Genomic DNA, 26,412 nt, shown 5'->3' on the forward strand with positions numbered 1-26,412 from the left:
ATCGCCAGGCACCGGCTTCATCGCCGCGCCCACCAGGCCTACACCTCCGGCATCGGGACCGCCTAGGCGGCCCACATGATCGCAGGAGTATGTTCCATGACCCGCAACGCCCGCACCCTTCTGGCCGCCACCGCCCTGCTGAGCCTGTCCGCCTTCGGCGCCAGCGCGCAGGAGCCGTTCCGGGTGACCGGCCGTGGCGAGAACTTCGCGGTGGAATACGCGCCGGGCTACACCGGCAACATCGTCGGCGGCGGCGCCGCGCCGCATGTCGCCTCGGGTGATACCACCCAGGCGGACTATGCCCACCCGGTCTACGAGCATGCCGCCCCCGGCATCCCCACCTTCCGCGGTGGCCGCGAGGGCGACGTGGTGTACCTGCCCGCCCCCGCCACCTCGCTGCAGGCCAGCATGGACACCCAGGGCTGAGAACGACAGCCCGAGGCTTCGGACGGGGGCACCAGCCCCCGCCCGCCCCGCTCGCTCAGAAGCCGACCTTGTCGCCGCCCTTGAGCGAGAGGATCTCGCGCGCCTCGTCCGGCGTCGCGATCTCCAGCCCAAGACCCTCGATGATCTGGCGGGCGGAGCGCACCTGCTCCGCATTCGTCTCCGCCAGGCGGCCGGGGCCGGCCCACAGGCTGTCCTCCAGCCCCACCCGCACATGCCCGCCCATGGCGGCGGCCATGGCGGCGATGTTCAGCTGGTTGCGCCCGGCGCCCAGCACCGACCACTGGTAGTTATCGCCGAACAGCCGGTCCGCCGTGCGCTTCATGTGCAGCACGTCTTCCGGATGGTTGCCGATGCCACCCTGCAGCCCGAACACCGTCTGGATGAACAGCGGCGCCTGCACCAGTCCCTGGTCGTAGAAATACTTCAGGTTGTACAGGTGCGCGGTGTCGTAGCACTCGAACTCGAAGCGCGTATCGTTGCCGGCGCAGGTCGTCAGGATGTGCTCGATATCGCCGAAGCTGTTGCGGAAGATGATGTTCTTGTCGCCAAGATAATCCTTCTCCCACTGATGCTTCAGGTCCTTGAAGCGGTTCAGCATGCCGAACAGGCCGAAATTCATCGAGCCGAGGTTCAGCGACGCCACTTCCGGCTTGAAGGTCGCCGCCGGGCGCACGCGCTCCTGGATCGTCATGGTCGGCGCACCGCCGGTGGTCAGGTTCACCACCACGTTGGAACGCTGCTTGATCACCGGCAGGAACTTCGCGAAAGCCTCCGGCGACTGGTCCGGCTGCCCCGTTTCCGGGTTGCGCGCATGCAGGTGCACCACGGCCGCGCCGGCTTCCGCCGCGCCCAGCGCCGCTTCCGCGATCTCCTCCGCCGTCACCGGCAGATAGGGGGACATGGAGGGGGTATGGATCGCGCCCGTCACGGCGCAGGTGATGATGACTTTCCGCTTGCTGGCCATAAGCCTCAGCCTTCCTTCTCGGCGGACGCCTTATGCGCCCGCAATGCCGCCAGGCGGCGGTCCCGCCAGCGCATCTTCGCCGGCAGGTCTGGTGCGACGGCCCACTGGGCCATGATGGCGGAGACAGCCTCCGCACTATAAACCTCCGGCGGCGCCGGCTCCGCCGCCAGCCGCTTGTAGAAGCCGGTATAGCGGTCGCAGTAATCCTGGATGCCGCCGGGCGCGTTCATCTCGATCGTGGCGAACGGGCCCAGGAAGCTCCAGCGCAGCCCAAGCCCGTCGGCCACGGTGCGGTCCAGGTCCTGCGGCGTCACGTAGCCCTCGGAGGCCAGCTTGAAGGCTTCCGCCAGCAACGCGCCCTGCAGGCGGTTGAGGATGAAGCCCTCGATCTCCTTCAGCACCGTGATCGGCACCTGGCCGATGGCGTCGTAGATCGCCCGCGCCCGCGCCATCGTCTCCAGCGAGGTCCAGTCCGCGCCGGAAAGCTCCACCAGCGGGATCAGGTGCGGCGGGTTCACCGGGTGGCCGATCAGGCAGCGCGCCCGCCCGGCCAGATCCTCGGTGAACAACGATGCCCGGATGGCGGAGGAGGACGAGGCGATGATCGCCTTCGCCGGTGCCGCGGCGTCCAACCGCGCGAAGAGGTCGCGCTTCACCTCCAGCGTCTCCGGGCCGTTCTCCTGAATGAAATCGGCCTGCGCGGCCGCTTCCTCCAGCGTGGCACAGGCGGCGATGCGGGACGCGGCACCCGCCGGGTCATCGCACAGCCCGTGCGTGGCGAGGTCCTTCAACCCCTCCGCGCACAGCCCCACCGCCTTCGCGGCCACACCCTCACCAGGGTCCCACAACCGCACCTGCCAGCCGGCACGCGCGAAGATCATTCCCCAGGCGCGGCCGATCAGGCCGCTCCCGATGATGGCGACGGTTTCGGTCACAGCCACAGCACCTTCCGGCGAAGTTCCTCATCATCCCGCAACAGGCGCGACTCGCCGCTCCACTGCACCGTGCCGCGCTCCAGCGCCACCGTGCGGTCGGAGATGGCCAGCGCCAGGTCCAGGTGATGATCGACGATGATGATGGAGACCTCCTGCCGCAGCTTGTCGAAGGTCTCGAACAGCTCCTCGGTCACGGCAGGGGAAAGCCCCTCGAACGGCTCGTCCAGCAACAGCAGCCGCGTGTCGCCGGAAAGCGCCCGGGCCACCGCCACCATCTGCTGCTCGCCGCCCGAAAGCCGGTCCGCCGCCACGTTCCACCGCTCCTTCAGGCGCGGGAAATACTGGAGGATACGCTCCTCCTCCCAGTGGATGCCCGCGCCCGTCAGCCGCTTCAGCCGGCCGAGGCCCAGATTCTCGCCCACCGTCATGCCGGCGAACAAGGCGCGCCCCTGCGGCACGAAGCCGACGCCGCGCCGCGCCACCTTGTCCGGCGTCATGCCGGCAATCTGCTCGCCCGCCAGCGTGATGGTGCCGGAGGCCGGGCGCGCGGTGCCGATCAGCGTCTTCAACAGGGTGGACTTGCCCGCGCCGTTGCGCCCCAGCAGCGCGACGACCTCGTTCTGCCGCACCGTCAGCGTCACGTCGTTCAGAATGTGGGACTTGCCGTAGAAGGTGTTCACCTTCTCCAGCGCCAGCAGCGGCGCGTCCTTCACCGCGGACGGCCGCGGCTTCTCCGCCAGGGCGTGGGAGCCGGAGCCGAGATACACCGCCTGCACCCGCGCATCGTCCCGCGCATCGGCCACGCCGCCATCCACCAATACCTCGCCATCCGCCATCACCGTCACCCGGTCCGCCATGCGGAAGACGCGGTCGATGTCGTGCTCGACGAGAAGCACGGGAATGTCGGCGGAGAGCGTCTTGATCAGGTCGCCCACCCGCTCGCGCTCGGCGGCAGCCAGGCCGGCCAGCGGCTCGTCCAGCAACAAGATGCGCGGCTTGGTCGCCAGTGCCAGGCCCATGTCGAGCAAGCGCTGCCCACCATAGGACAGGCTGCCCGCCTCCGCCTGCTCCACGCCGGCCATGCCGGTCCAGCGCAGCAACTCGGCGGTATCGGACTGCAGGTCCTCGATGCCATGGGCATCCCTGAACAGCGAGAACCGCGCCGGGTGCCGTGCCTGCACGGCGAGGCGGATATTCTCCTCCACCGACAGGCCGGGGAACAGGTTGGTGATCTGGAAGGACCGCCCCAGCCCGGCGCGCGTGATGGCGTGCGGCGGCATGCCGTCCACCCGCTGCCCATCCAGCACCACCTTGCCCTCATCGAGCGGAAACATGCCGGAGAGCAGGTTGAACGCCGTGGTCTTGCCGGCGCCGTTCGGCCCGATCAGCGCATGCAGCCGCTTGTCCTCGACAGCGAAGGAAACCCCCTTCACCGCCTTCACGGACCCGAAGGACTTCCGCATGGCATCAGCTGTCAGCACCGGGCCCTGGGTCGCGCCCTCACGGATGAAGCGTGCCGGGATGCGCCCGGAAGCGCCCGCCTTGCGCGCCGCCATGGCGGCGGCATCGGCCGGCGGCTTCGGCCGCACCAGCCCCAGCACGCGCTTGCCGATGCCCACCAGCCCGTCCGGCGAGAACACGATGAAGGAGACGAACAGCAGGCCGAAGAAGAACAGCCAGTTATGCGTGTAGATGGAGAGGAATTCGCGGAACAGGATGAAGAACAGCGCACCCAGCGCCGGCCCCATGAAGCTCCGCATGCCGCCGATCACCACCATCGCCAGCAGCTCGCCAGAGAAGGCGATGTTGATAGGGTCGGCGGAGGCGAAGCGGTGGTTGAACACGCTCAGCACGCCGGCCAGGCCGGTGATGCTGGCGGAGACGGTGAAGGCCAGCAGCTTGTAGCGGTTGCTGTCATAGCCCAGGAAGCCGGTGCGGCCCTCGTTCTCCCGGATCGCCACCAGCACGGTGCCGACGGGCGAGCGGCGCAGCCGCCACAGCCCCCACAGCACCACCACCGCCACCACGGCGACGACCGTGTAGTAGCTGTTCGGGTTACCCAGCGATTCCCAGCGCTGCACGTTGCCCAGCCCGTCCTCGCCGCCCGTCACTTCCGTCCAGCGGAAGGCGATGGAGAACAGCATGGCGGTGAAGGCCAGCGTCAGCAGGGAGAAATACACGCCGCGCCGCCGCAGGATCAGCGCGCCGGCGATGCAGGAAAACACGGCGACGATGACCAGCGCGCCGATCGCCGGCAGCACCATCGCCCCCGGCAGGTAGTGGCGCTGCAGCAGCGCGGCGGCATAGGCGCCGATGCCGAACCAGGCGCCATGGCCGAAGGAGACGAGGCCCGTCCACCCGACCAGGATGTTCAGCCCCATCACCGCGACCGCGAAGACGACGACATCCGTCGCCGTCGTCATGGTCAGGCCCATGGCGTCCATCAGGAAGGGCAGCAGCACCAGGGCCGCCACCGCCACCAGCAGCGGGCGCAGCTCGAGCATCAAGGAATTGCGCGTCATGGCGATGGCGCCCTTATTCGAAGCGCTGGATGCGTTCGCCGAACAGGCCGCGCGGACGCAGCAGCAGGACGAGCACCATCAGCATGTAAACGGCGGCCTCGGTGGCCGGGGGGAAGGCATAGGCGGCAAGCCCGCGCACCACGCCGACGATCATCGCCGCGCAGACCACGCCCCAGAAGGAGCCGAGCCCGCCAATGACGACGACGACGAAGGCAAAGGTCAGGATCTCGGCGCCCATGGTCGGCGTCACGCCCGTCACCGGCGCCATCATCGTGCCCGCCAGCGCGGCGAGGCCGACCGCGATCATCACCACCGCCGTCATGTAGGGGCGGAGCGAGATGCCCAGCGCCGCCACCATGTCCGGGTTCTGCACGCCGGCACGCACCACGCGGCCGAAGGCGGTGCGCTTCAGCAGCAGCCACAGCCCGGCGACGCACAGCACTGCCACCGCGAGGATGATCAGCCGGTACTTGGAATAGATGAACTCGCCCATGAACACCTGGCCACGCAGCCAGAGCGGGATGGAGAACGGCACCGGCGCCGCGCCGAAGATCATGCGCAGGCTCTGCTCGGCCACCATCGCCAGCCCGAAGGTCAGCAGCAGGGAGAGGATCGGGTCACCACGATAGAACCGGCTCAGCAGCAGCCGCTCGATCACCAGCCCCAGGCACGCGACCAGCACGGGGGAGACGATGATCGCCCCCCCGAAGCCGATGGTGGGGGACAGCGCGACGGTCAGGTACGCGCCGATGGCGTAGAAGGCGCCATGCGCCAGGTTGACCACGCCGCCCAGGCTGAAGATCAGCGAGAGGCCAAGCGCGATCAGCAGGTAATTGGCCCCGATGAGCAGGCCGTTCAGCACCTGCTCCAGGATAAAGACGATTTCCAAGGCACATCCCCCGGGGGTTCAAACCCACCCGCCCCCGCCGCGCACGGCGTGGGGCGGGCGTAGTCGCCGCGTCAGCTCGGGAAGTTGCAGACGTTCTCTTCGGGCGTGGAGGCGATGGCTTCCAGGCTCTCGCTCGGGCCCGGAATGGCGGCGGAGGAGCTGAAGATGTCGAACTGGTTCTGCACCTTGTCCGCCGGCAGCGCGGTGATGGCGTACATCTCCATCATCAGCTGGTGGTCGCGGGCGCGGAAATAGCCCTCGCGCGGCTTCAGCACGTCGAACTTCGCGCCCTTCTCCAGGTGCTCCACCACCTTGGTGGCGTCGATCGACTTCAGCTCGTTCATCGACTGCGCGATGACGCGCATGGCGGTGTAGTCGCTCCAGCCCTGGTTCTCCGGCGGCTTGCCGGCCTTGGCGCGGAACGCCGCGGTGAACGCCTTGGCGGAGGGGGTGTCCACCAGGTGGTGCCACACCACCGGCCAAGTGCCGAGGAAGTTGCCCGTGCCCGCGCCCCAGGCCAGCGCCGTATCGAAGCCGAAGCCGGCGATGGGGAAGCGCAGCCCGTACTCGCTGTACTGCTTGAGGAAGTTGGTGATCTGCGCACCCGCGAGGTTGCAGATGACCACGTCCGGCCGCGCCTGGCGCAGCTTCAGCAGGAAGGGCGAGAAGTCGGTCAGCTCGGTCGGCACCAGGTCCTCGCCGGCCACCGTCGCGCCATTCTCGCCCAGGAAGCGCTTGGCGACGCGCAGCAGGTCGTGGCCGAAGGCATAGTCGGCGGTCAGCGCGTAGTACTTCTTCCCGCGCACCAGCCCCTGCTCCAGGATCGCGCGGCCGGCGGTGCGCACCATCATCGAGTTCTGCGACTCGGTGTGGAACATGTAGCGGCGGCAATCGCTGCCGCGCAGCGCATCGGAATTGGCGCCGGTGTTGATGAACAGGATCTTCTCCCGCTGCACCACCTGGCCGATCGCCAGCGCGGAGGCGGAATTGATCTCGCCCACGATGCACGCGACCTTGTCGCGCTGGATGTACCGCTCGGCCTTGGCGGAGGCGGTCTGCGGATTGACGCTGTCCTCGAACAGCATCTCCACCTTGCGGCCGTTGATGCCGCCGGCAGCGTTGATCTGCTCGGCCGCCAGCGTCGCCGCGTTCACCGCGAACTCACCCAGCGGGCCCAGGAAGCCGGTGCGCGGCGTCAGGTGGCCAATCTTCACCACATCGGACTGGCCATAGGAGATGGATGGCATCGCCAGCATGGCGGCACCACCGGCCAGCAGGCCACGACGGGTCGGGCGGAAAAATTCTGTCATCGGACGTTCCTTCTCGGCCCCTGTTGGCGGGGCTCGTTAGTGCGATCTGAGATCACAGATACCATCGCAAAGCCGCGCGACCGTGTCTATAGTCCTCTCAACATGACCTCCGCCGTCACCGATCTCGAGCCGCTGGAACGCCGCACGCTGGGCGAGACCATCTACGGCCAGCTCTCCGAACTGCTGATCTCCGGCCGGCTTGCACCTGGCGAGCGCCTTTCCCTGCGGGACAGCGCCGCCGTGCTCGGCGTCTCCGTCATGCCGGTGCGGGAAGCCGTCAGCCGCCTGGTGGCCGATGGGGCGCTGGAAGTGGCGCCCAACCGCGCCGTGCGCGTGCCGGTCATGACCGCCTCCGGGTTCCGGGAGCTCGCCGACACCCGCATGGCCATCGAGGGCCTGGCCGCCGCCCGCGCCGCCCGCCACCGCACCCCGGCGCATCTCGGCGTGCTGCGCCGTGCCGAGGCCGCCTTCCGCGCCCTGGCGGATGAAGAGGAGTTCGACCCCGCCCTGTCGGTCGAGCTGAACCGGGACCTGCATTTCGCCGTCTACGATGCCTGCGGCCTGCCGACGCTGCGCAGCATCATCGCCGGGCTGTGGCTGAAGGCCGGCCCGGTCATCAACCTGGACCTGCGCGCCAGCCCGCGCCGCATCCAGCTCGGCCACGCCCGCCACCGCCATGCCGAGGCCCTGGCCGCCATCGAGGCCGGCGACGCCGCCGCCGCCGAGGCCGCCATCGCCGGCGATATCGACCAAGCCGCCAGCTTCATCATCGCCCGCGGCGTGCTGCCCATCACCGCCTGACAAAAAACCGAGGAAACGACAGATGGATCTTGGAATCACCGGCCTGCGCGTACTCGTCACCGCCGGCGCCAACGGCATCGGCCGCGGCATCGTCGAGGCATTCCTGGCCGAGGGCGCGAAGGTCTATACCTGTGATGTCGATGCCGCCGGCCTCGCCACCCTGCCCGCCGAGGTCGGCCACCAGGTCACCGACGTCGCCGACCGCGCCCAGGTCGCCACGCTGGTGGAATCCGCCGTCGCGCATCTCGGCGGGCTGGACGTGCTGGTCAACAACGCCGGCATCGCCGGCCCCACCGGCAAGGTGGAGGACATCAACCCGGAGGACTGGGACCGCTGCCTGCAGGTCTGCCTGACCAGCCAGTTCAACCTCGCGCGCCTCGCCGTCCCGCACCTGCGCGCCAGCGGCAACGCCTCCATCGTCAACCTCTCCTCCGCCGCCGGTCATCTCGGCTTCGCGCTGCGCAGCCCCTACGCCGCCGCCAAGTGGGGCGTCATCGGCTTCACCAAGTCGCTGTCCATCGAGCTGGGCGAGGCCGGCATCCGCGTCAACGCCATCCTGCCCGGCCTCGTCGCCGGGGACCGCCAGCGCCGCGTGCTGGAAGCCAAGGCCCAGCAGCGCGGCCTGCCCTTCGCGGAGGTGGAGAAGGCCGCCTTCTCCTACGTCTCCATCAAGGACTACGTCACGCCGCAGCAGCTGGCGGACCAGATCCTGTTTATCTGCAGCCCGCGCGGCCGCACCATCTCCGGCCAGGCCATCGCCGTGGATGGCGATACGCGCATGCTGGCCTGAACCTGCTCAGGCAATCTCCCGCACCAGCTTGGCGCGGATGGCGCGGGCGAAATCCGCCCGCCCCTCCGCCGCCAGCACGAAGGCGCCGGGGCCGCCGATCACCTCGGCAGCGTAGCGCTCCTCCAGCCCCGGCGTGCCGCCCAGGATGGCCAGGGCATTGATGGTAATGCCGGACGCCACCGCGTCGTCCCGCGCCACGCTGGCCGGCCGCAACCCGCGCATGTCCGGCGCATCGCCTGAGATGTCGATCACCTTCTCCGCCCCCCGCCATGGCGCGGCGGCAATCAGCCGCGCCGCATGGTCGATGGCATCGCCGATGGCGTTCCAGCTCTGGCGGGACCGCGGCGCATCGCGGAAGGCTGCCGCCGCGATGGCGGCGCTGGCCGCATCCGCCACCCGGTGCCACTCCACCACCGTCGCCGCGCCACCCGGCGCGCCCCATTCCACCATGGCGATGCCGATGGCCCCCGCCGGCCCGCCGGCAATGGCCGCCAGCACCGAGGGATGGCCCACCGCCTCCGCGCAGCCTTCCCGTTGCAGGTGGAATTCCTCCGGCGTGATGCTGCCCGATGCGTCGATGGCCAGCACCAGCAGCACGTCCACCTCGCCCTCCGCCCGCGCGGGCGTGGCGGTGGCCAGCAACGGCAGGGTCAGCATCTGGCGGCGCAGCATGGGCGGGCTCCGTCGGGGTGCAAACCAGCGTCGGCCAGCGCCGCCACGCCTGTCAACGCTTCCCTCGCGGGCAGGATGATGCCGCCTTGTGCAGAAAACCCGCGCCAAATCGCCGGTTCGGGAGATGAAACGTTGAGAGCGGCTTGCGCGTAACCCCAAAGCCTTGCTCAAGTCGCACGGTACCATTCGCGACGCCGCCTCAGGCGCCATCCAAGAGGAAGACGGAACCAGCCGTGGCAGATCGACCTTCCTCAGCCTTCGACGAAATGCACGCCGAAGGCGCCATCCGCTCCCCCTATGCCGAGATGGCGCGTTTCCTCGACGCCACCGGCCAGGAGGCCCTGGACCAGAAGCGGCGTGAAGCCGAGGTCCTGTTCCGCCGCATCGGCGTCACCTTCGCCGTCTATACGGAAGGCGGGGACCCCGAGCGGCTGATCCCCTTCGACGTCATCCCCCGCATCCTGGCGCGTGACGAATGGGAACGCCTCTCCCAGGGGCTGGAGCAGCGCGTGCGCGCGCTGAACGCCTTCCTCACCGACGTGTATGGCGAACAGGCCATCATCAAGGCCGGCCGCATCCCGCCCGAGCTTGTGCTGCAGAACGAAGGCTACCTGCCGCAGATGAGGGGCTTCGTCCCGCCCGGCGGCGTCTGGACCGTCATCTCCGGCATCGACCTGGTGCGCACGGAAGCCGATCAGTTCTATGTGCTGGAAGACAATTGCCGCACGCCCTCCGGCGTCTCCTACATGCTGGAGAACCGGGAGGCGATGTTCCGCCTCTTCCCCGAGATCTGCGCCCGCCACCGCATCGCCCCGGTCAGCCACTATCCGGAGGAGCTGCTGGAAACGCTGAAGAGCATCGCGCCGGAAAGCTGCAGCGGCACGCCCAACGTCGTGGTGCTGACGCCCGGCCCGTATAACAGCGCCTATTACGAACACTCCTTCCTCGCCGACGAGATGGGCGTGGAACTGGTGGAAGGCGCTGACCTGTTCGTGCGGGACGAGATGGTGTTCATGCGCACCACCGCCGGCCCGAAGCGCGTGGACGTCATCTACCGCCGCATCGACGACGATTTCATCGACCCCGAATGCTTCCGCGCCGACAGCGTCGTGGGCGTCCCCGGGCTGATGGCGGCCTACCGCGCCGGCAACGTCTCCCTCGCCAACGCGCCCGGCACCGGCATCGCCGACGACAAGGCCGTCTACCCCTATGTGCCGGAGATGGTGCGCTTCTACCTGAAGGAAGAGCCCATCCTCTCCAACGTCCCCACCTTCATGTGCGAACGCCCGGCGGACCAGGACTACGTACTGGCGAACCTGGACAAGCTGGTGGTGAAGCTGGCGCGCGGCTCCGGCGGCTACGGCATGCTGGTCGGCCCGCACGCGACGCAGGAACAGCGCGACGACTTCGCTGGCCGCATCAAGGCCCGGCCGGGCGACTACATCGCCCAGCCTACCCTCGCCCTCTCCACCGTGCCCACGCTCGGCGAGGCCGGCATCGGCCCGCGCCATGTGGACCTGCGCCCCTTCGTGCTGTTCGGCAAGGAAGTCCGCATGGTGCCGGGCGGGCTGACGCGCGTGGCGCTGCGCGAAGGTTCCCTGGTGGTCAATTCCAGCCAGGGCGGCGGCACCAAGGATACCTGGGTGCTGATGGAGGACCCGCCGGCCGAGGGGCAGCTCGCCCTGCCCCCGCCGGAGGAGCCAGCCGCCTTGCAATCCCAAGGGCAATCCCAGTCCCAATCTCAGGGTAAGTCCCAGTCTCAGGGCCAGAGCAGCCGCCAGCAGCAAGGGGAAGGCTGAACCAATGCTGTCCCGTACCGCCGATTGCCTGTTCTGGCTCGGCCGCTATTCCGAACGCGCGGGCAACGTCGCCCGCGGCCTCGCCGCCACGCTGCGCATGGCCATGCTCGCCCAGCCCCTCAGCGCCGAGGATGAATGGCGCTCCCTGCTCATCGCCACCGGCAGCGAGCCCGGCTTCCTGGCCAAGCACCCCGCCCCCACCGCCGAGGCGGTGATCCACTGGCTGACTCTGGACCTGGACAATCCCTCCGGCATCGCCGCCTGCGTGGAAGCCGGCCGCCGCAACGCCCGCACCGTCCGCACCGCGCTGACGGTGGATATGTGGGAAGCCATCAACGATACCTGGATCGAGTTCCGCCGCCTCGACCCCTCCGTCACCAAGGGGGACCGGCTGCCGGGCTTCCTGGACTGGGTGAAGTCCCGCACCCTGCTGTTCAACGGCGCGGCGACGGACACGATGTTGCGGGACGACGCCTGGCGCTTCGTCCATCTCGGCACCATGCTGGAACGGGCGGACAACACCGCGCGCCTGCTGGATGTCCGCCACGCGGCGTTCGATGCCAGCGGCGGCGCCGATGCATCCCACTACGCGCAATGGCAGGCCGTGCTGCGCTCCGTCTCCGCCCTGCGCGCCTACCAGCACGTCTTCCACGCCCGCTTGCAGCCGCAACTGGTGGTGGAGCTGCTGCTGCTGCGCAAGGAACTGCCGCGCTCCCTGCTTGCCTGCTACCGCAGCGTGGAATCGGTGCTGGATGCCATCGCGGACAATAATGGCGGCACCCGCGGCGCCTGCCACAGCCTGGCCGCGCAACTGCACGCCAGCATGCGCGACACCGAGACGGCGGACATCCTGGAACAGGGCCTGCACGGCTTCCTGACCGGTACGATCGACCGCAATATCGAGCTCGGCCAGCAGATCGGCCTGCTCTACCTGAACGGACGCCAGCCGTGACCTATTGCGTCGGCCTCTGGCTGGAGCAAGGCTTGGTGATGCTGGCCGATACCCGCACCAATGCGGGCGTCGACAACATCTCCACCTTCTCCAAGGTCTACACGGCAACGGTGCCGGGGGAACGGGTGCTCTGCCTGCTCTCCGCCGGTAACCTCGCCATCACCCAGGCGGTGTGGAACCGCCTGGGCGAAGGGCTGACGCTGGAGGGTGAGCACCATACCCTGCTGACGGTGCCGTCCATGTTCCGCGCCGCGCAGCTGGTCGGCGCCGCCATCCGTCAGGTCTACCAGATCGATGGCCCGACGCTGAAGGACCAGGGCGTCGGCTTCGATGTTTCCATCATGCTGGGCGGGCAGATCGCCGGCGGCCCGGTGCGCCTGTACCTGGTCTACGCCGCCGGCAACTTCATCGAGGCGACGCCCGACACACCCTTCCTGCAGATCGGCGAGCACAAATACGGCAAGCCGATCCTGGACCGCGCGCTGACGCACCAGACCAGCCTGGAAGGCGGCGTGAAGCTGACCCTGGTCAGCATGGACAGCACGCTGCGCTCCAACCTCACCGTCGGCCTGCCGCTGGACCTCGTGGTCTACGACACCGACAGCTTCCAGATTCGCCTGCAACAGCGCATCACGGAAGAGGACCCATATTTCCGCAGCCTGCGGGAAGCCTGGTCCGTCGCCCTGCGCGATGCCTACCGGCAGATGCCGGAACCCGCCTGGCTGCAACCCGCCATACCCCCCGTGCAGGGCACCAGCACCGCCGAGCTCGGCAGCGGCCTGAACCTGGGCCCCATCGACATCCTGCCAGATTGAAGGCGGGTTCAGGAACTTTCCCGCCTCGCCTTCTTCCCCAGGCCATCGCGCACCCGGTCCAGCCGGTCCGGTCAGGCCGTCCATGCCCCCGATCGGCCAGCGCCCAGCCGCGCCATGAGGCCCCCGCAAACTCGCGGAAGACAGAACAGGCCGGAGAATTCCTTCCCCGGCCTGTTCCAACAAACCCCTGTCAGCACATTCAGGGAATCAGCCGCTCCCGCCGCAGCTGCGCGAACAGCTCCAGGAACGCATCCTCGGTCGGCTGATACGAAGTGAAGCCCAGGCGGCGGCTCTTGCTCATATCCGTCACCACCTCGACCGGCCGGCCCAGATCGGCATCGGTGTGCCAGGGCGAGGCCAGGCGCCCCAGATCGGCCTCCACCAACCCTTCGCGCGCGGCGATCTTCCGCCACAAGCCGGCATCATCAGCCATCTGCGCCTCCAACGGCTGCACCGTGCCGTCGAACGGCGCCGGCTCCAGCCCGAACCAGCGGGCGATGCGCTCCCACATCCAGCTCCAGCGGAACACATCGCCATTGACGACGTTGAAGTCCTGGTTGCGCGCCGCCGGCGTGGTCGCGGCCCAGAGCAGGTGCCGCGCCAGCAACCGGGCATCGGTCATGTCGGTCAGGCCGTTCCACTGCATGGCGGAGCCCGGGAAGCGGAAGGGCCGGCCGGTTGCCTTGCACAGCGTGGCGTACACGGCCAGCGTCGTGCCCATGTTCATCGCATTGCCCACGGCCTTGCCGATGATGGTGTGCGGCCGGTGCACGCTCCAGCCGAAGCCGTCCCGCCCGGCGGCGGCGAACACCTCGTCCTCCTGCGCATAGTAGAAATTCTCGATGTCCAGCCGCCCCTGCTCCTCGCGGAACGGCGTCTGCGGCAGCACGCCTTTGCCATAGGCCTCGAACGGGCCAAGGTAATGCTTCAGCCCCGTCACCAGCCCCACATGCCGCACACTGCCGGCCGCCCGCAGCGCATCCAGCAGGTTGCGCACCATGGCGGCGTTGACGCGGATATTCTCCGCCTCGGTGCTCTGGCGAGACCAGGTGGCGATGAACACCGCCTCCGGCCGCACCCCGTCCAGCGCCGCCGCCAGCCCCGCCGCGTCCTGCAAATCCGCCGCGATGGGCAGGACGCCGTCCTGCGGCGCCGGCCGCCGCGCCAGGCCATGCACCGCCCAGCCCTCCGCCACCAGCCGCTCGGCCGTGGCACTGCCGACGATGCCGCTCGTCCCCACCACCAATGCTGTCTTCGCCATGTATCCAACTCCGTCGCATTCGGCGCCGGGGCGCATCCGCCCCGGCACTGTCATCCTCAAGGCGGCCCCGGCGCATGCGCCGCAGGCCATTGGACTCTAGCTAGGAAGAGGGGCGGCCCGCGCTAGAAGGCACCCATCAGGGACATACGCACCAGGAGGTTCCCACCCATGAAACCCGGCAGCCCGGAAGAAGAAGGCCGCGAGGATTGCGCGCCAAGGCGGGCGCTGGACCTGTTCGCCACCAAATGGCTCAGCATGGTCCTGCACACGCTGCACCGGCGGCATGGCGGCCGCGCCCGCACCGGCGTGCTGCTGCGCTCGCTGCCCGGCATCTCCAAAAAGATGCTGACGCAGACGTTGCGGGAGATGGAGGCACGCCGCCTCGTCACCCGCCACGTCCACGGCACCGTCCCGCCCGCCGTCGAGTACGCGCTGACACCGCTCGGCATACGGTTCATCGAGCCGGTGGAACTGCTCTACGACTGGGCCCGCCGCAACCCTGATGCGCTGGATGCCCTGCCCGCCGGCGCGACCTCACGCTGGTAGCGCCGGCGGCGCAGGCCGAGCGGCAGCTCGGCCCGCGCGGCCTACACCAGCTCCGCCCGCAACTGCCGCGCGGCTGCCACCACATGCGCCATGGCGGGACGCACTTCCGCCCAGCCCCGCGTCTTGCAGCCGCAATCCGGGTTCACCCATAGCCGCTCCGCCGGTATCCGCGCGGCGGCGCGCCGCAGCAGCGCGGTCATCTCGGCGGAATCGGGCACGCGCGGGCTATGGATGTCCCACACCCCCGGCCCGATGGCGTTCGGGTAATCGAAGCTCTCGAACGCCTCCAGCAACTCCATCCGGCTGCGTGCCGTCTCGATGCTGATGGCATCGGCGTCCATCGCGGCGATGGCGCCGATGATGTCGTTGAACTCCGCGTAACACATGTGGGTGTGGATCTGCGTGCCATCCGCCACCGCGCTGGCGGAAAGGCGGAAGCACTCCACCGCCCAGCGCAGATAATTCGTCTGCTCCGCCCGCCGCAGCGGTAACCCCTCGCGGAAGGCGGGTTCGTCGATCTGGATGATGGCGCAGCCCGCCGCCTCCAGCTCCGCCACCTCGTCCCGCAGCGCCAGGGCGATCTGCCGGCACACCACATCGCGCGGCAGGTCGTCGCGGACGAAGGACCAGTGCAGCATGGTGACCGGCCCGGTCAGCATCCCCTTCACCGGCCGCGCCGTCAGCGCCTGCGCCCGCTGCCACCATGCCAGCGTCATCGGCGCCGGCCGGGATACGTCGCCCCAGATGATGGGCGGCGCCACGCAACGGCTGCCATAGGACTGCACCCAGCCATGCCGGGTGAAGGCGTAGCCGGCCAGTTGCTCGCCGAAGTACTTCACCATGTCGTTGCGCTCGAACTCGCCATGGACGAGCACATCCACCCCCGCCTCCTCCTGCCAGCGGATGGCGGCCTCCGTCTCCGCCAGCAGGAAGGCGTCGTAGCCGGCATCGTCCAGCGTGCCGCGCCCATGTGCCGCGCGGGCCTGGCGGATTTCCGCGGTCTGCGGCCAACTGCCGATGCTGGTGGTGGGGAAGACCGGTAGGGCCAACCGCGCCGCCTGCGCCGTGGCCCGCCGGGCATAGGGCGCGCCCCGTTGCAGCATCTCCGGCGCCACGGCGGCCAGCCGGGCGGCCACGGCCGGGTCGCTCACCCGGCTGTCTGACTTGCGCGCCGCCCGCGCCGCATCGCTGGCGCCCAGAGCATCGGCGATGGCGCCCTCACCCTGCTCCAGCCCCAGGGTCAGCGCCCGCACCTCGGCCAGCTTCTGCACGGCGAAGGCCAGGCTGCGCTTCAGCGCCGGGTCCAGCCCGTCCTCCTGCCCCACATCCACCGGCACATGCAGCAGGGAGCAGGAGGGCGACACCATCAGCCGGCCCGCCCCACCCCGCGCCTGCGCTACGCTCTCAAGCGTCCGGAAAGCGCCGCGCAGGTCAGTGCGCCAGACATTGCGCCCATCCACCACGCCGCAGGACAGCCAGCGATCGCGCGGAAGCCCCGCCGCCAGCACCGCCGGCAGATCCGCCGCCCCCCGCACCAGGTCCAGGTGCAACCCGGCCGAGGGCAAGGACAGCGCCAGTTCCAGATTGTCGCCCAGCGGGCCGAAATAGCTGGCCAGCAGCAGGTTCAGCCCCGGCGCCGCCCCGGCCATCGACCGCCAGGCCAGACGCAGCGCATCGGCGGCGCCTGGCGGCAGGTCGGTGGCCAGCACCGGCTCATCCACCTGCACCCAGGCGCAGCCCGCCGCCGCCAGCCCGCGCAGGATCTCGGCATAGACGGGCAACAGGCGGGGCAGCAGCGCCAGCGCCTGGCTGCCATCCACAGTCTTGGAGAGCAGCAGGAACGTCACCGGGCCCAGCAGCACCGGGCGGGTGCGGCGGCCATCGGCCAGGGCCTCGGCATACAACGCCAGCGGCCGGTTCTCGGTCAGCACGAAGCGTGTGTCGGCGTCCAGGCGCGGCACCAGGTAGTGATAATTGGTGTCGAACCACTTGGTCATCTCCAGCGCCGGCGCATCGGCGGCGATGCCCCGCGCCCGCTCCGGCTCGCTGCCACGCGCCCCACGGGCCAGGGCGAAACTGGTGGCCAGGCTCACCGGCCCCTCGCCCCGCCAGCCATAGCCGGCCGGGATGGCGCCCAGCATCGTGGCGTGGTCCAGCACATGGTCGTAGAGCGGCGCGTCGTGGGACGGGATATGCCCGATGCCGCAGGCGCCCTGCAGCGCCTGGTGCCCGCCGCGCAGCGCGGCGGCCCTGGCCAGCAGTACCGCCTCGTCCGACTGCCCGGCCCAGAAGGCCTCCAGCGCGGCTTTCAGCTCCCGGCGACGACCGATTCGGGGGAATCCCAGATTGGCGGCGATGCTCATCGCGGCGCCCGCCCAAAGATGAAGCACAGATTCAGCACTGCTCAGTCTCCTGGCACCGGTGCACCCCGCCCGGCCTGACGGTGGCACCCCCCGGCCGCCTGCTGGCGGCTCCGGGTGGGCGGCGATGGCAGGTCTCCTGGCTCACGGTTCGTCACATCCGGCACCGCCTTCCCGGGCCCGGAAGCCCAGTGGCCGGCTCGGCGCGCCACGCGCCGGATGCTCGCCGCCAACAGTTGCGGGGGCAGCCGCCGACTATCCGCAAACGAGCGGAGGCACGGCGTTCCCTCTTAGCCCACTCGCGCGGGACCATCACGATATAACCATATCTTTATATGCGGATGGTTGGCAAGCGCCGTGGCCTCACGGTCTTTTTTCCTTGGCCCCCCTGGCATCGCATGGTAGCGGAACCGTCATGACGCCCGCGAAAAGCCGGTCGATGCCCCCGCATCGACGCAGATCCGCGGCGTTCCCGTGCAAAACCGCACGGAGCGCCTGTTCGCTCCGGCACGCGGGTCAAGCGCATCGTGCGCGGTCGACCCAGCCTTCACGGCTGGCGATCGCGGCTTTGGCAGCGGCCTTTGTGCTCGGCGCGCCCACCCTGATGTCCAGGCCCGCAGAGGCTGCTGGACCCCGCTCTGCCTGCCTGGAAGCCACGAGGGCTGCCGAGGCGGCCTACGATCTTCCCGATGGACTGCTTGTGTCCATCGCCCTGGCTGAATCTGGCCTGCACGCTCACGCGATGAATATCGGTGGCCGCGCCTACTACCCGGAAAGTGCCGGCGAAGCCCGCCGGTTGCTCGCCAATGCCGGGGCTGGACAATCTGTGATGGCTGGCTGCGTGCAGGTGAACGCCCGCGTCCACGCCCGCAACAGCGATTGGCCGCTGGACCCGCAGCGTTCCGCCAACTGGGCGGCTCGCTACCTGCGGATGCATTACGACCGGGTCGGTAACTGGGCCGATGCCATCCGCCGCTGGAACGGCGGGGCACCCGGCACGGCCAACAAGCTGGTCTGCCGCGTCCAGGCCAAGCTGGAAGTGGTCAACCCGGGCAGCAACCTGCTCGGCTCCACCGGCTGTGGCCGTAGCGAGATCGCGCGTGTCCGCCGCAGTGGCGTGACCCTGCTCGAACTGGCCGAGGCACCGGACTGAGATTTCGCCTTCGCGGGCGCATGACACAAGAAAGGCCGGGGAATTCCTTCCCCGGCCTTTCTTGTCTTCACCAAGCCTCAACACGGCTCGTGCATGATGGGCGCGGCTTTCACTGAGGGGCCGCGCCCTTCGTCCTTCAGCTTCCCAGCCAGAACTTGATGACGCACAGCACCGCCAGCAGCCACACCGCGCCATGCACCTGCTTCGCACGGCCGGCGATGATCTTCACCAGGACATAGGTGATGAAGCCAAGCCCGATGCCCGTGGCGATGGAGAAGGTGAAGGGCATCGAGATGGCGGTGACGATGGCCGGCAGGTACTCGGTGGTATCGTCCCATGCCAGGTCCCGCAGGCCCTGCGTCATCAGGCAGGCCACCAGCACCAGGGCCGGCGCCGTGGCGAAGCCGGGAATGCTGGTCGCCAGCGGCGCCAGGAACAGCGTTAGCAGGAACAGCACCGCCACCGTCAGCGCCGTCAGCCCGGTGCGGCCACCCGCCTGCACGCCCGCCGCACTCTCGATGTAACTGACGGTGGTGGAGGTACCGAGCACGGCGCCGATCATCGCGCCGCCTGAATCCGCCATCAGGGCCCGCCCCAACCGCGGCACGGAGCCATCCTTCTTCATCAGCCCCGCCCGGTGCGTGGTGGCGATCAGCGTGCCGGCATTGTCCAGCAGGTCGACGATGAAGAAGGTGAACACGATCCCCACCAGCCCCAGGCTGAGCGCGCCGCGGATATCCATCTGCAGGAAGGTCGGCGCCAGCGAAGGCGGCATCGAGAACACGCCCTGGAACTGCGTCAGCCCCAGCGGCACCCCCAGCAGCGCGGTGATGGCGATGCCGATGACGATACCCCCCGTCACCCGCCGCGCCACCAACCCCGCCATCAACAGGAACCCAAGGCAGGAGAGCAGCGTCTGCACCGAATGCAGCGGCCCCAGCGCCACCAGCGTGGCGGGATTGTCCACCACCAGCCCCATGCCCTTCAGCCCGATCAGCCCCAGGAACAACCCGATCCCGGCGGCGATGCCCAGCTTCAGCGAGAACGGGATCGAGTTGATCAACCATTCCCGGAACCCGGCGAGCGAGACGAGGAAGAAGATGATGCCGGAGAGGAACACGGCCCCCAGCGCCACCTGCCAGGAAATGCCCATCCCGCCCACCACGGCAAAGGCGAAATAGGCGTTCAGCCCCATCCCCGGTGCCAGCGCGATCGGGTAGTTCGCCAGAAATGCCATCAGGGCGGAGCCGATGGCGGCGGCCAGGCAGGTGGCCACGAAGGCTGCCCCGGGGTCGATGCCGGCGGCCACCATCATCCCGGGATTGACCACGACGATGTAGGCCATGGTCAGGAAGGTGGCGAGGCCGGCCATCATCTCGGTACGCGGCGTGGTGCCGCGCTCCGTCAGCTTGAAGAAACTGTCCAAGGCAGGGGTCCCCTACAAAACGCCGTTGTTGCGCTGCACGATAAAAGCGACGGTTACGAGCGGGCAACCTCCGTGGCTTCCTGGCTACCGGTTCGTGACACCTCAGTTTAGAAGTGATGCACGAACGGCACGGGTCCTGCATCGGCGGGGCCGCGTGCCCGGGGTCCAGGCACAGGCAACAGGAGTTTCAGACTATGGTCTCACGCCGTTTGGTTGGCAGTGCCGCCGGGCTCGCCCTGGCAATGGCCGCCACCGCCGCCACGCCCGCATCCGCCCAGGCACAGGCCGCGGAGACGACCTTCGACCGCATCCGCCGCACCAAGAAGCTGCGCGCCAATGCCGTCGCCGGCGCGGCGCCCTACTACCACAAGGACCTCGCCACCGGTCAGTGGCGCGGCTTCTACATCGACCTGCTGAAGATGCTGGCCGAGGAACTGGAGGTCGAGCTGGAACTGGGTGAGACTACCTGGGGCAACGCGGTGCTGGACCTGCAGTCCAACAAGATCGACATCTTCTTCGGCCTGAACCCGACGCCGAAGCGCGCCCTGGTGGTGGATTTCTCCGTCCCCTGCTTCAGCAATGCCTTCAGCTTCATCACCAAGCGCGGCTTCGCGGCAAAGACGTGGGACGAGCTGAACCGCCCCGAGGTGAAGCTGGCCGTCGATCTCGGCTCCTCGCAGGACCAGGTCGTCACCCGCCTCTGCCCCAAGGCGCAGGTCGCCCGCTTCAAGTCGGCCGACGAAGCCACCATCGCGGTGCAGACCGGGCGCGCGGACGCGCAGTGCCTGGTGCTGATCCTCGCCCTCTCCGCCAAGAAGAAGAACCCGGCGCTGGGCGACGTGATCGTCCCCACCCCCGTCTTCGCCACCACCTCCAACGCCGGCTTCCGGCGCGAGGCGGACAAGACGTGGCGCGACTACGTCAACACCTGGATCGAGTTCAACAAGGGCCTCGGCGCCGTCCGCAGCGCCATCGTCACCAACATGGAACTGGTCGGCATCTCCGAATCCGACTTCCCGCCCGGCGTCACTCTCTGATCCCGTGCTGCGGCACCGGCACCGCCGGGCCGTAACCAAACAAGAGGATCAGGCCGCGCTCCACCCACCCCGGGTGGATGAAGCGCGGCCCGGGCGCGGGGCCACCCCCGCGCCCAGCCCCTTCCCTCCGAGACTGGATCAGCCAGCATGTACCAATGGGACTTTTCGTTTATCTGGAGCTACCGCTGGCTCTTCGTGAACGGCACGGTCGTCACCCTGCTCTTCACCTTCGGCATCGTCGTGCTCGGCCTCGCCGTCGGCCTGTTCTCCGGCCTGCTGCGCCTGTCACGCTTCGCGCCGCTCCGCTGGCTGTCCCAGGCCTATGTGGAAGTGTTCCGCTGCACCCCCGTGCTGGTGCAGCTCGTCTGGTTCTACTACGCCCTGCCTATCCTGAGCGGCATCGAGATGTCGGCGACGACGGCCGGCGTCCTCGCCCTCTCCCTGTATGGCGGCGCCTTCTATTCGGAAATCATCCGTGGCGGCATCAACTCCATCGAACCGGGGCAGACCGAAGCCGCCCTGGCGCTGGGCATGACGCCGTCGCAGTCCATGCGCCGCATCGTGCTGCCACAGGCACTGAAGCGCATGGTGCCGCCCCTGATGAACCAGTCCATCATCCAGTTGAAGAACACCTCGCTGGTCTCCGTGCTGGCGGTGCCGGACCTGCTCTACCAGGGCCAGGCCGTGGCGCATGACAGCTACCGGCCGCTGGAGATCTACACCCTCGTGGCCGTCATCTACTTCGTCATCCTCTTCCCCCTCACCCTGCTGGTCGGACGCCTCGAGCGCCGCCTGGCCCGTGCAGACTGAGGCCGCGCGCATGACCGCGAAAATCGAAGTCGCAGCCCTCAGCAAGAGCTTCGGCGACCACCAGGTGCTCCGCAGCGTCAACATGTCAGTGGGCTCGGGGGAGGTCGTGGCCCTGATCGGCCCCTCCGGCTCCGGCAAGTCCACGCTGCTGCGCTGCCTCAACCTGCTCGTCACGCCCGATGGCGGCCGCGTCCGCGTCGGCGGCCAGAGCCTGGATTTCGGCACCAGCAGCAAGCTGCCCGGCACCGCTTCGCTGGCGAAATTCCGCGCCGGCACCGGCATGGTCTTCCAGCAGTTCAACCTGTTCCCGCACAAGACGGTGCTGGGCAACGTGATGGAAGGCCCCCTCACCGTCCGCCGCATGCCGCGCGCGGAGGCCGAGACGTTGGCCCGCGCTCTGCTCGGTAAGGTCGGGCTGGCGGAGAAGGCGGACCAGTACCCGGCTCGCCTCTCCGGCGGCCAGAAGCAGCGCGTCGCCATCGCCCGCGCCCTGGCCATGCAGCCCGAGATCATGCTGTTCGACGAAGCCACCAGCGCCCTCGACCCGGAACTGGTGGGCGAGGTGCTGAACGTCATGCGCGAACTGGCGGCGGAGGGCATGACCATGGTCATCGTCACCCACGAGATCGCCTTTGCACGCGAAGTCGCCGACCGCGTGGTGTTCCTGCGCGACGGCGTCATCGTCGAGGACGGTCCGGCGAAGCAGGTCATCGACGCGCCGCAGCAGGAAGCCACCCAGGCCTTCCTCTCCCACTTCCACCGCCAGCGGGATAACTGACGTGACTCTCGACAACCCCCAGGGCCCGATCCTCGACCGCCTCCGCCTCTTCCTGGTCGAAAGCCCGATCAAGATGGCCCGCGCCCAGGGCGTCGGCAGCGTGAAGGGCAGCGTCAAGCGCGTCCTGATCGAGCTGACCACGCGCTGCGGCATCACCGGCTGGGGCGAGGCCGCGCCGTGGGAGGTCTTCACCAACACCCCCGAAAGCGCCTTCTCGACGCTCGATGTCTATCTCCGCCCGGTCATCCAGGGCCACCCCGCCCGCCGCCTGCGCGAGCTGCTGGCGAAACTGGACCGCACCGTCACCGGCAGCACCGATGCCAAGGCCGGCGTCGAGATGGCGGTGCTGGACATCCTCGGCAAGGCGCAGGGCGTCTCCGTCTCCGACCTGCTCGGCGGCCGGGTGCGGGACAGCATCCCGCTCTCCTTCTCCATCGCCGATCCGGACTTCGCGGCCGACCTCGCCCGCATGCACGCCATGGTCCCCGCCGGCAACCGCCTGTTCAAAGTGAAGACCGGCGTGAAGCCGCACGCCGAGGACATGGCCCACCTGGAAGCCATCCGCGACGCGTTCGGCGACACGGTGGACCTCCGCCTGGACTACAACCAGGCGCTGGAGCCCTTCCGCGCCATGGCCGTGCTGCGCGACGTCGACCGCTTCCGCCCCACCTTCATCGAGCAGCCGGTGCCCCGCCGCCACCTGGATGCCATGGCCGGCTTCGCCCAGGCGCTGGACACGCCCATCCTGGCCGATGAAAGCTGCTTCGACGCCACCGACCTGCTGGAAATCGTCCGCCGCCAGGCCGCCGACGCCATCAGCGTCAAGCTGATGAAGTGCGGCGGCATGCTGGCCGCGCAACGCATGATGGCGATCGCCGATACCGCCGGCCTGCCCGGCTATGGCGGCACGCTGTGGGAAGGCGGCATCGCGCTCGCCGCCGGCACGCAGATGATCGCGGCCACACCCGGCATCTCGCTCGGCTGCGAATTCTACATGCCACACCATGTGCTGACCGAGGACGTGCTGGAAGCCCGCATTCCCAACGAGAACGGCGCGGTGGTGGTCCCCACCGGCCCGGGCCTCGGCATCAACGTGACCGAAGCCTCGCTGCGCCATGGCGCGAAGGTCCTGGCCGAGGCCTGAAGTTTCTCAGCCTGAGGCCTGACTTTTCCCCGATGCGGCGCGTTGCACCTCCAAGGCCGGGCCAATGCGCCCGGCCATTTCTGTGGAGATGCCACCCATGAGCCATGATATCCCGAACAACGCCCTGATCCTGGTCGCCGATGGCGGCAAGGCCATGCTGCTGCGGAACACCGCGCCCAGCGGCGGCGAAGTGTCCCTGACCGAGGAAGGCCGCATCACCCCGGAGAGCGCCGCCCAGGGCCCCTCCGGCTCCCGCCCCGAGGACCAGACCCCTGGCCAGACCAGCGAGGCGACCTTCAGCAAGCAGGTGGCCCAGGCTCTGAACGCCCTGAAGCAGCAGAACGGCTTCGACGCCCTGGTGCTGGTGGCCGACCCGCAATCCCTCGGCCAGATCCGCGAGGCCCTGCACAAGACAGTCGATGCGGCCGTGATCAAGAGCCTGTCCAAGGACCTGACCAACCACAGCCTGGACGACATCGCCAAGGCTTTGGTGAAGTAAGACCTTCCGGCACAAGGCGCCCCGGTGCACATTCCCGGGGCGCCGCCAGGCTGTCGCCGCTTGGCGCTAGCGCCCCAAAATCCATCCTTCCCAGCGCCTGTCCGGCGCTGCCGTCGCTTCAGGCCGGCGTCCGCTGGCGACGTCGATCATCTTCAGCAGGCCCAGGAAGGCGTCGAAACGGTCCTCGCCGTTCCGGTCCTCGCCAAAGCCGCCACGCACTGCCAGTCGGGCGGCTTCGCTCAACGACACGCCATTCCGGCCTGACCAGGCGAGAATAGCTTCCGCCTTCTCCTGCCGGTCGCCGCATCTTCGCTTGCTCTGCCCGGGCCGGAAGGCCGCATCCACCATCCGATAGGCCTCGGCGGGATAAGTCTCCGCAATGACCAGCCCTTTCGGCTCTGACAGTTCCGCCAGCGTCCCGTCGAATGGCCAGAGGGCGGCTCCTCGCAGGATCGCTGGCCTGACGATGTCCTGCCATCCGGACAGCGCGGCTTTGCCGACTTGGTTACCACCAAGGGTCCAGAACAATGCGCACGCCGCATTGCGATACGCCGTCTTACGCTCGCTGATGCGAAACAGATCATCGACGCTCGTAACGCCAATCCCGCCTACAATGTCTTTAGGCGACACGCCTTTCCGCGCCACCCGCGGATAGAATGGCCGCCGCACGGAGATCTCGGCCGGCACTTCCGCGACATTGAAGAAGTGTCCCCAGTCGCCTTCCCCCAAGGATGGCAACGCGTCCCTGAACCCGGCGAAGCCCGTCAGGGCGCCATAGGCCGCAGGCATCCCAATCGGGAAATCGAACCCGAGCAGACAACTCCCCTTCCCGACAGCCGCGAAAGCGTCGTCGAGAAAGGACGCGGTGGAGGCAATCTGGAACGGCGCATCCACCGCCCATTCCGTCCCGTTCCGCCACGCCCGCGCCGCCCAGCGCTTGCGCGGGTCGACGCTCCAATCCGCATGGATCATCAGGTCGAACATGTCGCCTCCCCCAAACGCAGAAACGCCCCGGGGTCTCCCCCGGGGCGCTTCCGTCTTGCCTGAACCTCGCGAACGAGATCAGACGGAGTAGTACATCTCGAACTCAACCGGGTGCGGCGTGTGCTCGAACTTGTACACGTCCTGCCACTTCAGCTCGATGTAGCTCTCGATCTGGTCCTTGCTGAACACGTCGCCGGCCAGCAGGTACTCGTGGTCGGCGGCCAGGGACTCCAGGGCCTCGCGCAGCGAACCGCACACGGTCGGGATGTCCTTCAGCTCTTCCGGCGGCAGGTCGTACAGATCCTTGTCCATGGCATCGCCCGGGTGGATCTTGTTCTTGATGCCGTCCAGGCCTGCCATCAGCATGGCGGCGAAGGCCAGGTAGGGGTTCGCGGTCGGGTCGGGGAAGCGGACCTCGACGCGCTTGGCCTTCGGGTTCGTCGCATACGGAATGCGGCAGGACGCCGAGCGGTTACGCGCGGAATAAGCCAGCAGCACCGGCGCCTCGAAGCCCGGGATCAACCGCTTGTAGGAGTTGGTCGACGGGTTGGTGAAGGCGTTCAGCGACTTGGCGTGCTTGATGATGCCGCCGATGTAGTACAGCGCCTCGTTCGACAGGTCGGCATAGCCGTTGCCCGCGAACAGCGGCTTGCCGTTCTTCCAGATGGACTGGTGGACGTGCATGCCCGAGCCGTTGTCGCCATAGATCGGCTTCGGCATGAAGGTCGCCGTCTTGCCGTAGCTGTGGGCGACATTGTGGATCACATACTTGTAGATCTGCATGTGATCGGCGTGCTGCACCAGCGGGCCGAACTTGGTGCCCAGCTCGTGCTGCGACTGCGCCACCTCATGGTGGTGCTTCTCGCCGGCCACGCCCATCTCGATCATGGTCGAGAGCATCTCGGCGCGCAGGTCGACTTCGCTGTCCACCGGGGCGACGGGGAAGTAGCCGCCCTTGACGCCCGGGCGGTGGCCCATGTTGCCTTCCGGATAATCCTTCAGGCTGGAACCGGGGCCCTCGATGCTGTCGAGCTGGTAGATGCCGTAATTGCCGCCGGTGCCGAACTTCACGTTGTCGAAGATGAAGAACTCAGCTTCGGCGCCGAACAGCGCGGCATCGCCGACGCCGGTGGAAGCCACGTAGGCCTCGGCCTTCTTGGCGGTCGAGCGCGGGTCGCGCGAATAGGCCTGGCCGGTGGACGGCTCGATGATGTCGCAGATCAGGATCAGCTGCGGCTTGGCCGAGAACGGATCCATCGTGGCGGTCGTCGCGTCCGGCATGAGGATCATGTCGGACTCGTTGATCGCCTTCCACCCGCCGATGGAGGAGCCGTCGAACATGATACCGTCCGTGAACATCTCCTCCTCCATGGTGGAGACGTGCTGGGCGGTGTGCTGCCACTTGCCCTTCGGGTCCGTGAACCGGAAGTCCACGTACTCGACGCTGTTCTCCTTGATCATTTCCATGACCTTGGAGACAGCGCTGGGCGCTGCGGCTGCGGGCTTCTTCGCCATCGT

General features: G+C 68.5%; 24 protein-coding genes and 1 riboswitch. Of the genes, 13 read left to right on the forward strand and 11 right to left on the reverse strand.

What is annotated here, in order from left to right:
- Positions 1 to 96: 96 nt before the first annotated feature.
- Positions 97 to 426, forward strand: a complete 330-nt coding sequence (locus IBL26_RS12180; RefSeq protein ID WP_187784759.1) for a hypothetical protein — start codon at positions 97 to 99, stop codon at positions 424 to 426.
- A 55-nt stretch (positions 427 to 481) separates the two neighbouring features.
- Here IBL26_RS12180 and IBL26_RS12185 read toward each other — a convergent pair whose 3' ends face one another.
- The 5 genes from IBL26_RS12185 to IBL26_RS12205 form a co-directional block, all read right to left on the reverse strand.
- The gene (locus tag IBL26_RS12185) at positions 482 to 1,411 is read right to left on the reverse strand and encodes a BKACE family enzyme (protein WP_187784760.1); all 930 of its coding nucleotides are present in this window, start codon (positions 1,409 to 1,411) and stop codon (positions 482 to 484) included.
- 5 nt (positions 1,412 to 1,416) lie between these two features.
- Positions 1,417 to 2,352, reverse strand: a complete 936-nt coding sequence (locus tag IBL26_RS12190) for a 3-hydroxyacyl-CoA dehydrogenase (protein ID WP_367615419.1) — start codon at positions 2,350 to 2,352, stop codon at positions 1,417 to 1,419.
- Positions 2,343 to 4,868: a branched-chain amino acid ABC transporter ATP-binding protein/permease gene (locus tag IBL26_RS12195; RefSeq protein WP_241749300.1), complete on the reverse strand. Its 2,526-nt coding sequence runs from the start codon at positions 4,866 to 4,868 to the stop codon at positions 2,343 to 2,345. Before IBL26_RS12195 ends, IBL26_RS12190 begins: the two co-directional genes overlap by 10 nt.
- A gap of 13 nt (positions 4,869 to 4,881) precedes the next feature.
- A complete protein-coding gene (locus IBL26_RS12200; protein ID WP_187784761.1) occupies positions 4,882 to 5,757 on the reverse strand; it encodes a branched-chain amino acid ABC transporter permease in 876 nt (291 codons plus the stop codon).
- A gap of 71 nt (positions 5,758 to 5,828) precedes the next feature.
- The gene (locus IBL26_RS12205) at positions 5,829 to 7,067 is read right to left on the reverse strand and encodes an ABC transporter substrate-binding protein (RefSeq protein WP_187784762.1); all 1,239 of its coding nucleotides are present in this window, start codon (positions 7,065 to 7,067) and stop codon (positions 5,829 to 5,831) included.
- Between the two features lie 102 nt (positions 7,068 to 7,169).
- Between IBL26_RS12205 and IBL26_RS12210 the strand changes: the two genes are divergently transcribed.
- A complete protein-coding gene (locus IBL26_RS12210; RefSeq protein WP_187784763.1) occupies positions 7,170 to 7,868 on the forward strand; it encodes a GntR family transcriptional regulator in 699 nt (232 codons plus the stop codon).
- Between the two features lie 22 nt (positions 7,869 to 7,890).
- Positions 7,891 to 8,658, forward strand: coding sequence for an SDR family oxidoreductase (locus tag IBL26_RS12215; protein WP_187784764.1), 768 nt, complete (start codon positions 7,891 to 7,893; stop codon positions 8,656 to 8,658).
- A 6-nt stretch (positions 8,659 to 8,664) separates the two neighbouring features.
- Here IBL26_RS12215 and IBL26_RS12220 read toward each other — a convergent pair whose 3' ends face one another.
- Positions 8,665 to 9,330 (reverse strand): DUF1194 domain-containing protein, encoded by a 666-nt coding sequence (locus tag IBL26_RS12220; protein ID WP_187784765.1) that lies wholly within the window; start codon positions 9,328 to 9,330, stop codon positions 8,665 to 8,667.
- Between the two features lie 266 nt (positions 9,331 to 9,596).
- Here IBL26_RS12220 and IBL26_RS12225 point away from each other — a divergent pair, with 266 nt between their 5' ends.
- From IBL26_RS12225 to IBL26_RS12235, 3 genes are read left to right on the forward strand one after another with little or no spacing between them, the layout of a single operon-like run.
- On the forward strand, positions 9,597 to 11,129 hold the full coding sequence (locus IBL26_RS12225) for a circularly permuted type 2 ATP-grasp protein (RefSeq protein ID WP_187784789.1): 1,533 nt from the start codon (positions 9,597 to 9,599) through the stop codon (positions 11,127 to 11,129).
- 4 nt (positions 11,130 to 11,133) lie between these two features.
- Positions 11,134 to 12,081, forward strand: coding sequence for an alpha-E domain-containing protein (locus IBL26_RS12230; protein ID WP_187784766.1), 948 nt, complete (start codon positions 11,134 to 11,136; stop codon positions 12,079 to 12,081).
- Positions 12,078 to 12,896, forward strand: coding sequence for a peptidase (locus IBL26_RS12235; RefSeq protein ID WP_367615420.1), 819 nt, complete (start codon positions 12,078 to 12,080; stop codon positions 12,894 to 12,896). The genes IBL26_RS12230 and IBL26_RS12235 overlap by 4 nt, the downstream gene beginning before the upstream one ends.
- Positions 12,897 to 13,095: 199 nt before the next feature.
- Here the strand turns inward: IBL26_RS12235 and IBL26_RS12240 are convergent, their stop codons facing one another.
- Entirely contained in the window at positions 13,096 to 14,157 is a 1,062-nt protein-coding gene (locus IBL26_RS12240; protein ID WP_187784767.1) for an SDR family oxidoreductase, read from the reverse strand.
- A gap of 168 nt (positions 14,158 to 14,325) precedes the next feature.
- Between IBL26_RS12240 and IBL26_RS12245 the strand changes: the two genes are divergently transcribed.
- A complete protein-coding gene (locus IBL26_RS12245) occupies positions 14,326 to 14,703 on the forward strand; it encodes a winged helix-turn-helix transcriptional regulator (RefSeq protein ID WP_187784768.1) in 378 nt (125 codons plus the stop codon).
- Between the two features lie 41 nt (positions 14,704 to 14,744).
- On the opposite strand, the gene metE is transcribed toward IBL26_RS12245, so the two are convergent.
- Entirely contained in the window at positions 14,745 to 17,066 is a 2,322-nt protein-coding gene (gene metE / locus IBL26_RS12250; protein WP_187784769.1) for a 5-methyltetrahydropteroyltriglutamate--homocysteine S-methyltransferase, read from the reverse strand.
- Positions 17,067 to 17,175: 109 nt separating this feature from the next.
- Positions 17,176 to 17,392, reverse strand: a riboswitch (cobalamin riboswitch).
- Positions 17,393 to 17,667: 275 nt separating this feature from the next.
- Here metE and IBL26_RS12255 point away from each other — a divergent pair.
- Entirely contained in the window at positions 17,668 to 18,216 is a 549-nt protein-coding gene (locus IBL26_RS12255; RefSeq protein WP_187784770.1) for a transglycosylase SLT domain-containing protein, read from the forward strand.
- A 136-nt stretch (positions 18,217 to 18,352) separates the two neighbouring features.
- Here IBL26_RS12255 and IBL26_RS12260 read toward each other — a convergent pair whose 3' ends face one another.
- The gene (locus tag IBL26_RS12260; protein ID WP_187784771.1) at positions 18,353 to 19,642 is read right to left on the reverse strand and encodes an NCS2 family permease; all 1,290 of its coding nucleotides are present in this window, start codon (positions 19,640 to 19,642) and stop codon (positions 18,353 to 18,355) included.
- Between the two features lie 194 nt (positions 19,643 to 19,836).
- On the opposite strand from IBL26_RS12260, the gene IBL26_RS12265 reads away from it, so the two are divergent.
- The 5 genes from IBL26_RS12265 to IBL26_RS12285 all read left to right on the forward strand — a co-directional run bounded on the left by IBL26_RS12265 (position 19,837) and on the right by IBL26_RS12285 (position 23,910).
- Complete coding sequence (locus IBL26_RS12265; protein WP_187784772.1) at positions 19,837 to 20,679, forward strand: transporter substrate-binding domain-containing protein; 843 nt, start codon at positions 19,837 to 19,839, stop codon at positions 20,677 to 20,679.
- Between the two features lie 147 nt (positions 20,680 to 20,826).
- Entirely contained in the window at positions 20,827 to 21,489 is a 663-nt protein-coding gene (locus IBL26_RS12270) for an amino acid ABC transporter permease (RefSeq protein WP_187784773.1), read from the forward strand.
- Positions 21,490 to 21,499: 10 nt separating this feature from the next.
- Entirely contained in the window at positions 21,500 to 22,267 is a 768-nt protein-coding gene (locus tag IBL26_RS12275) for an amino acid ABC transporter ATP-binding protein (protein ID WP_187784774.1), read from the forward strand.
- Between the two features lies 1 nt (position 22,268).
- Positions 22,269 to 23,411 carry an enolase C-terminal domain-like protein gene (locus IBL26_RS12280; RefSeq protein ID WP_367615421.1) on the forward strand — a complete coding sequence of 381 codons (1,143 nt, stop codon included), beginning with the start codon at positions 22,269 to 22,271 and terminating at the stop codon, positions 23,409 to 23,411.
- A 97-nt stretch (positions 23,412 to 23,508) separates the two neighbouring features.
- On the forward strand, positions 23,509 to 23,910 hold the full coding sequence (locus IBL26_RS12285) for a host attachment family protein (protein WP_187784775.1): 402 nt from the start codon (positions 23,509 to 23,511) through the stop codon (positions 23,908 to 23,910).
- Between the two features lie 66 nt (positions 23,911 to 23,976).
- Here the strand turns inward: IBL26_RS12285 and IBL26_RS12290 are convergent, their stop codons facing one another.
- Positions 23,977 to 24,894, reverse strand: coding sequence for a DUF429 domain-containing protein (locus IBL26_RS12290; RefSeq protein ID WP_187784776.1), 918 nt, complete (start codon positions 24,892 to 24,894; stop codon positions 23,977 to 23,979).
- Between the two features lie 78 nt (positions 24,895 to 24,972).
- Entirely contained in the window at positions 24,973 to 26,409 is a 1,437-nt protein-coding gene (gene glnA, locus IBL26_RS12295; RefSeq protein ID WP_187784777.1) for a type I glutamate--ammonia ligase, read from the reverse strand.
- Positions 26,410 to 26,412: the final 3 nt, after the last annotated feature.

This window comes from Teichococcus aerophilus (assembly GCF_014490485.1).
GTDB lineage: Bacteria > Pseudomonadota > Alphaproteobacteria > Acetobacterales > Acetobacteraceae > Pseudoroseomonas > Pseudoroseomonas aerophila.

Excerpts from the sequence above, each read along its gene's own strand:
- IBL26_RS12215 (WP_187784764.1), top strand. The coding sequence starts at position 7,891 with ATGGATCTTGGAATCACCGGCCTGCGCGTACTCGTCACCGCCGGCGCC.
- IBL26_RS12230 (WP_187784766.1), top strand. The coding sequence starts at position 11,134 with ATGCTGTCCCGTACCGCCGATTGCCTGTTCTGGCTCGGCCGCTATTCC.
- IBL26_RS12265 (WP_187784772.1), top strand. The coding sequence starts at position 19,837 with ATGGTCTCACGCCGTTTGGTTGGCAGTGCCGCCGGGCTCGCCCTGGCA.
- metE (WP_187784769.1), bottom strand. The coding sequence starts at position 17,066 with ATGAGCATCGCCGCCAATCTGGGATTCCCCCGAATCGGTCGTCGCCGG.
- IBL26_RS12210 (WP_187784763.1), top strand. The coding sequence starts at position 7,170 with ATGACCTCCGCCGTCACCGATCTCGAGCCGCTGGAACGCCGCACGCTG.
- IBL26_RS12240 (WP_187784767.1), bottom strand. The coding sequence starts at position 14,157 with ATGGCGAAGACAGCATTGGTGGTGGGGACGAGCGGCATCGTCGGCAGT.
- IBL26_RS12290 (WP_187784776.1), bottom strand. The coding sequence starts at position 24,894 with ATGTTCGACCTGATGATCCATGCGGATTGGAGCGTCGACCCGCGCAAG.
- IBL26_RS12185 (WP_187784760.1), bottom strand. The coding sequence starts at position 1,411 with ATGGCCAGCAAGCGGAAAGTCATCATCACCTGCGCCGTGACGGGCGCG.
- IBL26_RS12205 (WP_187784762.1), bottom strand. The coding sequence starts at position 7,067 with ATGACAGAATTTTTCCGCCCGACCCGTCGTGGCCTGCTGGCCGGTGGT.
- IBL26_RS12225 (WP_187784789.1), top strand. The coding sequence starts at position 9,597 with ATGCACGCCGAAGGCGCCATCCGCTCCCCCTATGCCGAGATGGCGCGT.
- IBL26_RS12245 (WP_187784768.1), top strand. The coding sequence starts at position 14,326 with ATGAAACCCGGCAGCCCGGAAGAAGAAGGCCGCGAGGATTGCGCGCCA.
- IBL26_RS12255 (WP_187784770.1), top strand. The coding sequence starts at position 17,668 with ATGTCCAGGCCCGCAGAGGCTGCTGGACCCCGCTCTGCCTGCCTGGAA.
- IBL26_RS12275 (WP_187784774.1), top strand. The coding sequence starts at position 21,500 with ATGACCGCGAAAATCGAAGTCGCAGCCCTCAGCAAGAGCTTCGGCGAC.
- IBL26_RS12270 (WP_187784773.1), top strand. The coding sequence starts at position 20,827 with ATGTACCAATGGGACTTTTCGTTTATCTGGAGCTACCGCTGGCTCTTC.
- IBL26_RS12180 (WP_187784759.1), top strand. The coding sequence starts at position 97 with ATGACCCGCAACGCCCGCACCCTTCTGGCCGCCACCGCCCTGCTGAGC.
- glnA (WP_187784777.1), bottom strand. The coding sequence starts at position 26,409 with ATGGCGAAGAAGCCCGCAGCCGCAGCGCCCAGCGCTGTCTCCAAGGTC.
- IBL26_RS12285 (WP_187784775.1), top strand. The coding sequence starts at position 23,509 with ATGAGCCATGATATCCCGAACAACGCCCTGATCCTGGTCGCCGATGGC.
- IBL26_RS12220 (WP_187784765.1), bottom strand. The coding sequence starts at position 9,330 with ATGCTGCGCCGCCAGATGCTGACCCTGCCGTTGCTGGCCACCGCCACG.
- IBL26_RS12195 (WP_241749300.1), bottom strand. The coding sequence starts at position 4,868 with ATGACGCGCAATTCCTTGATGCTCGAGCTGCGCCCGCTGCTGGTGGCG.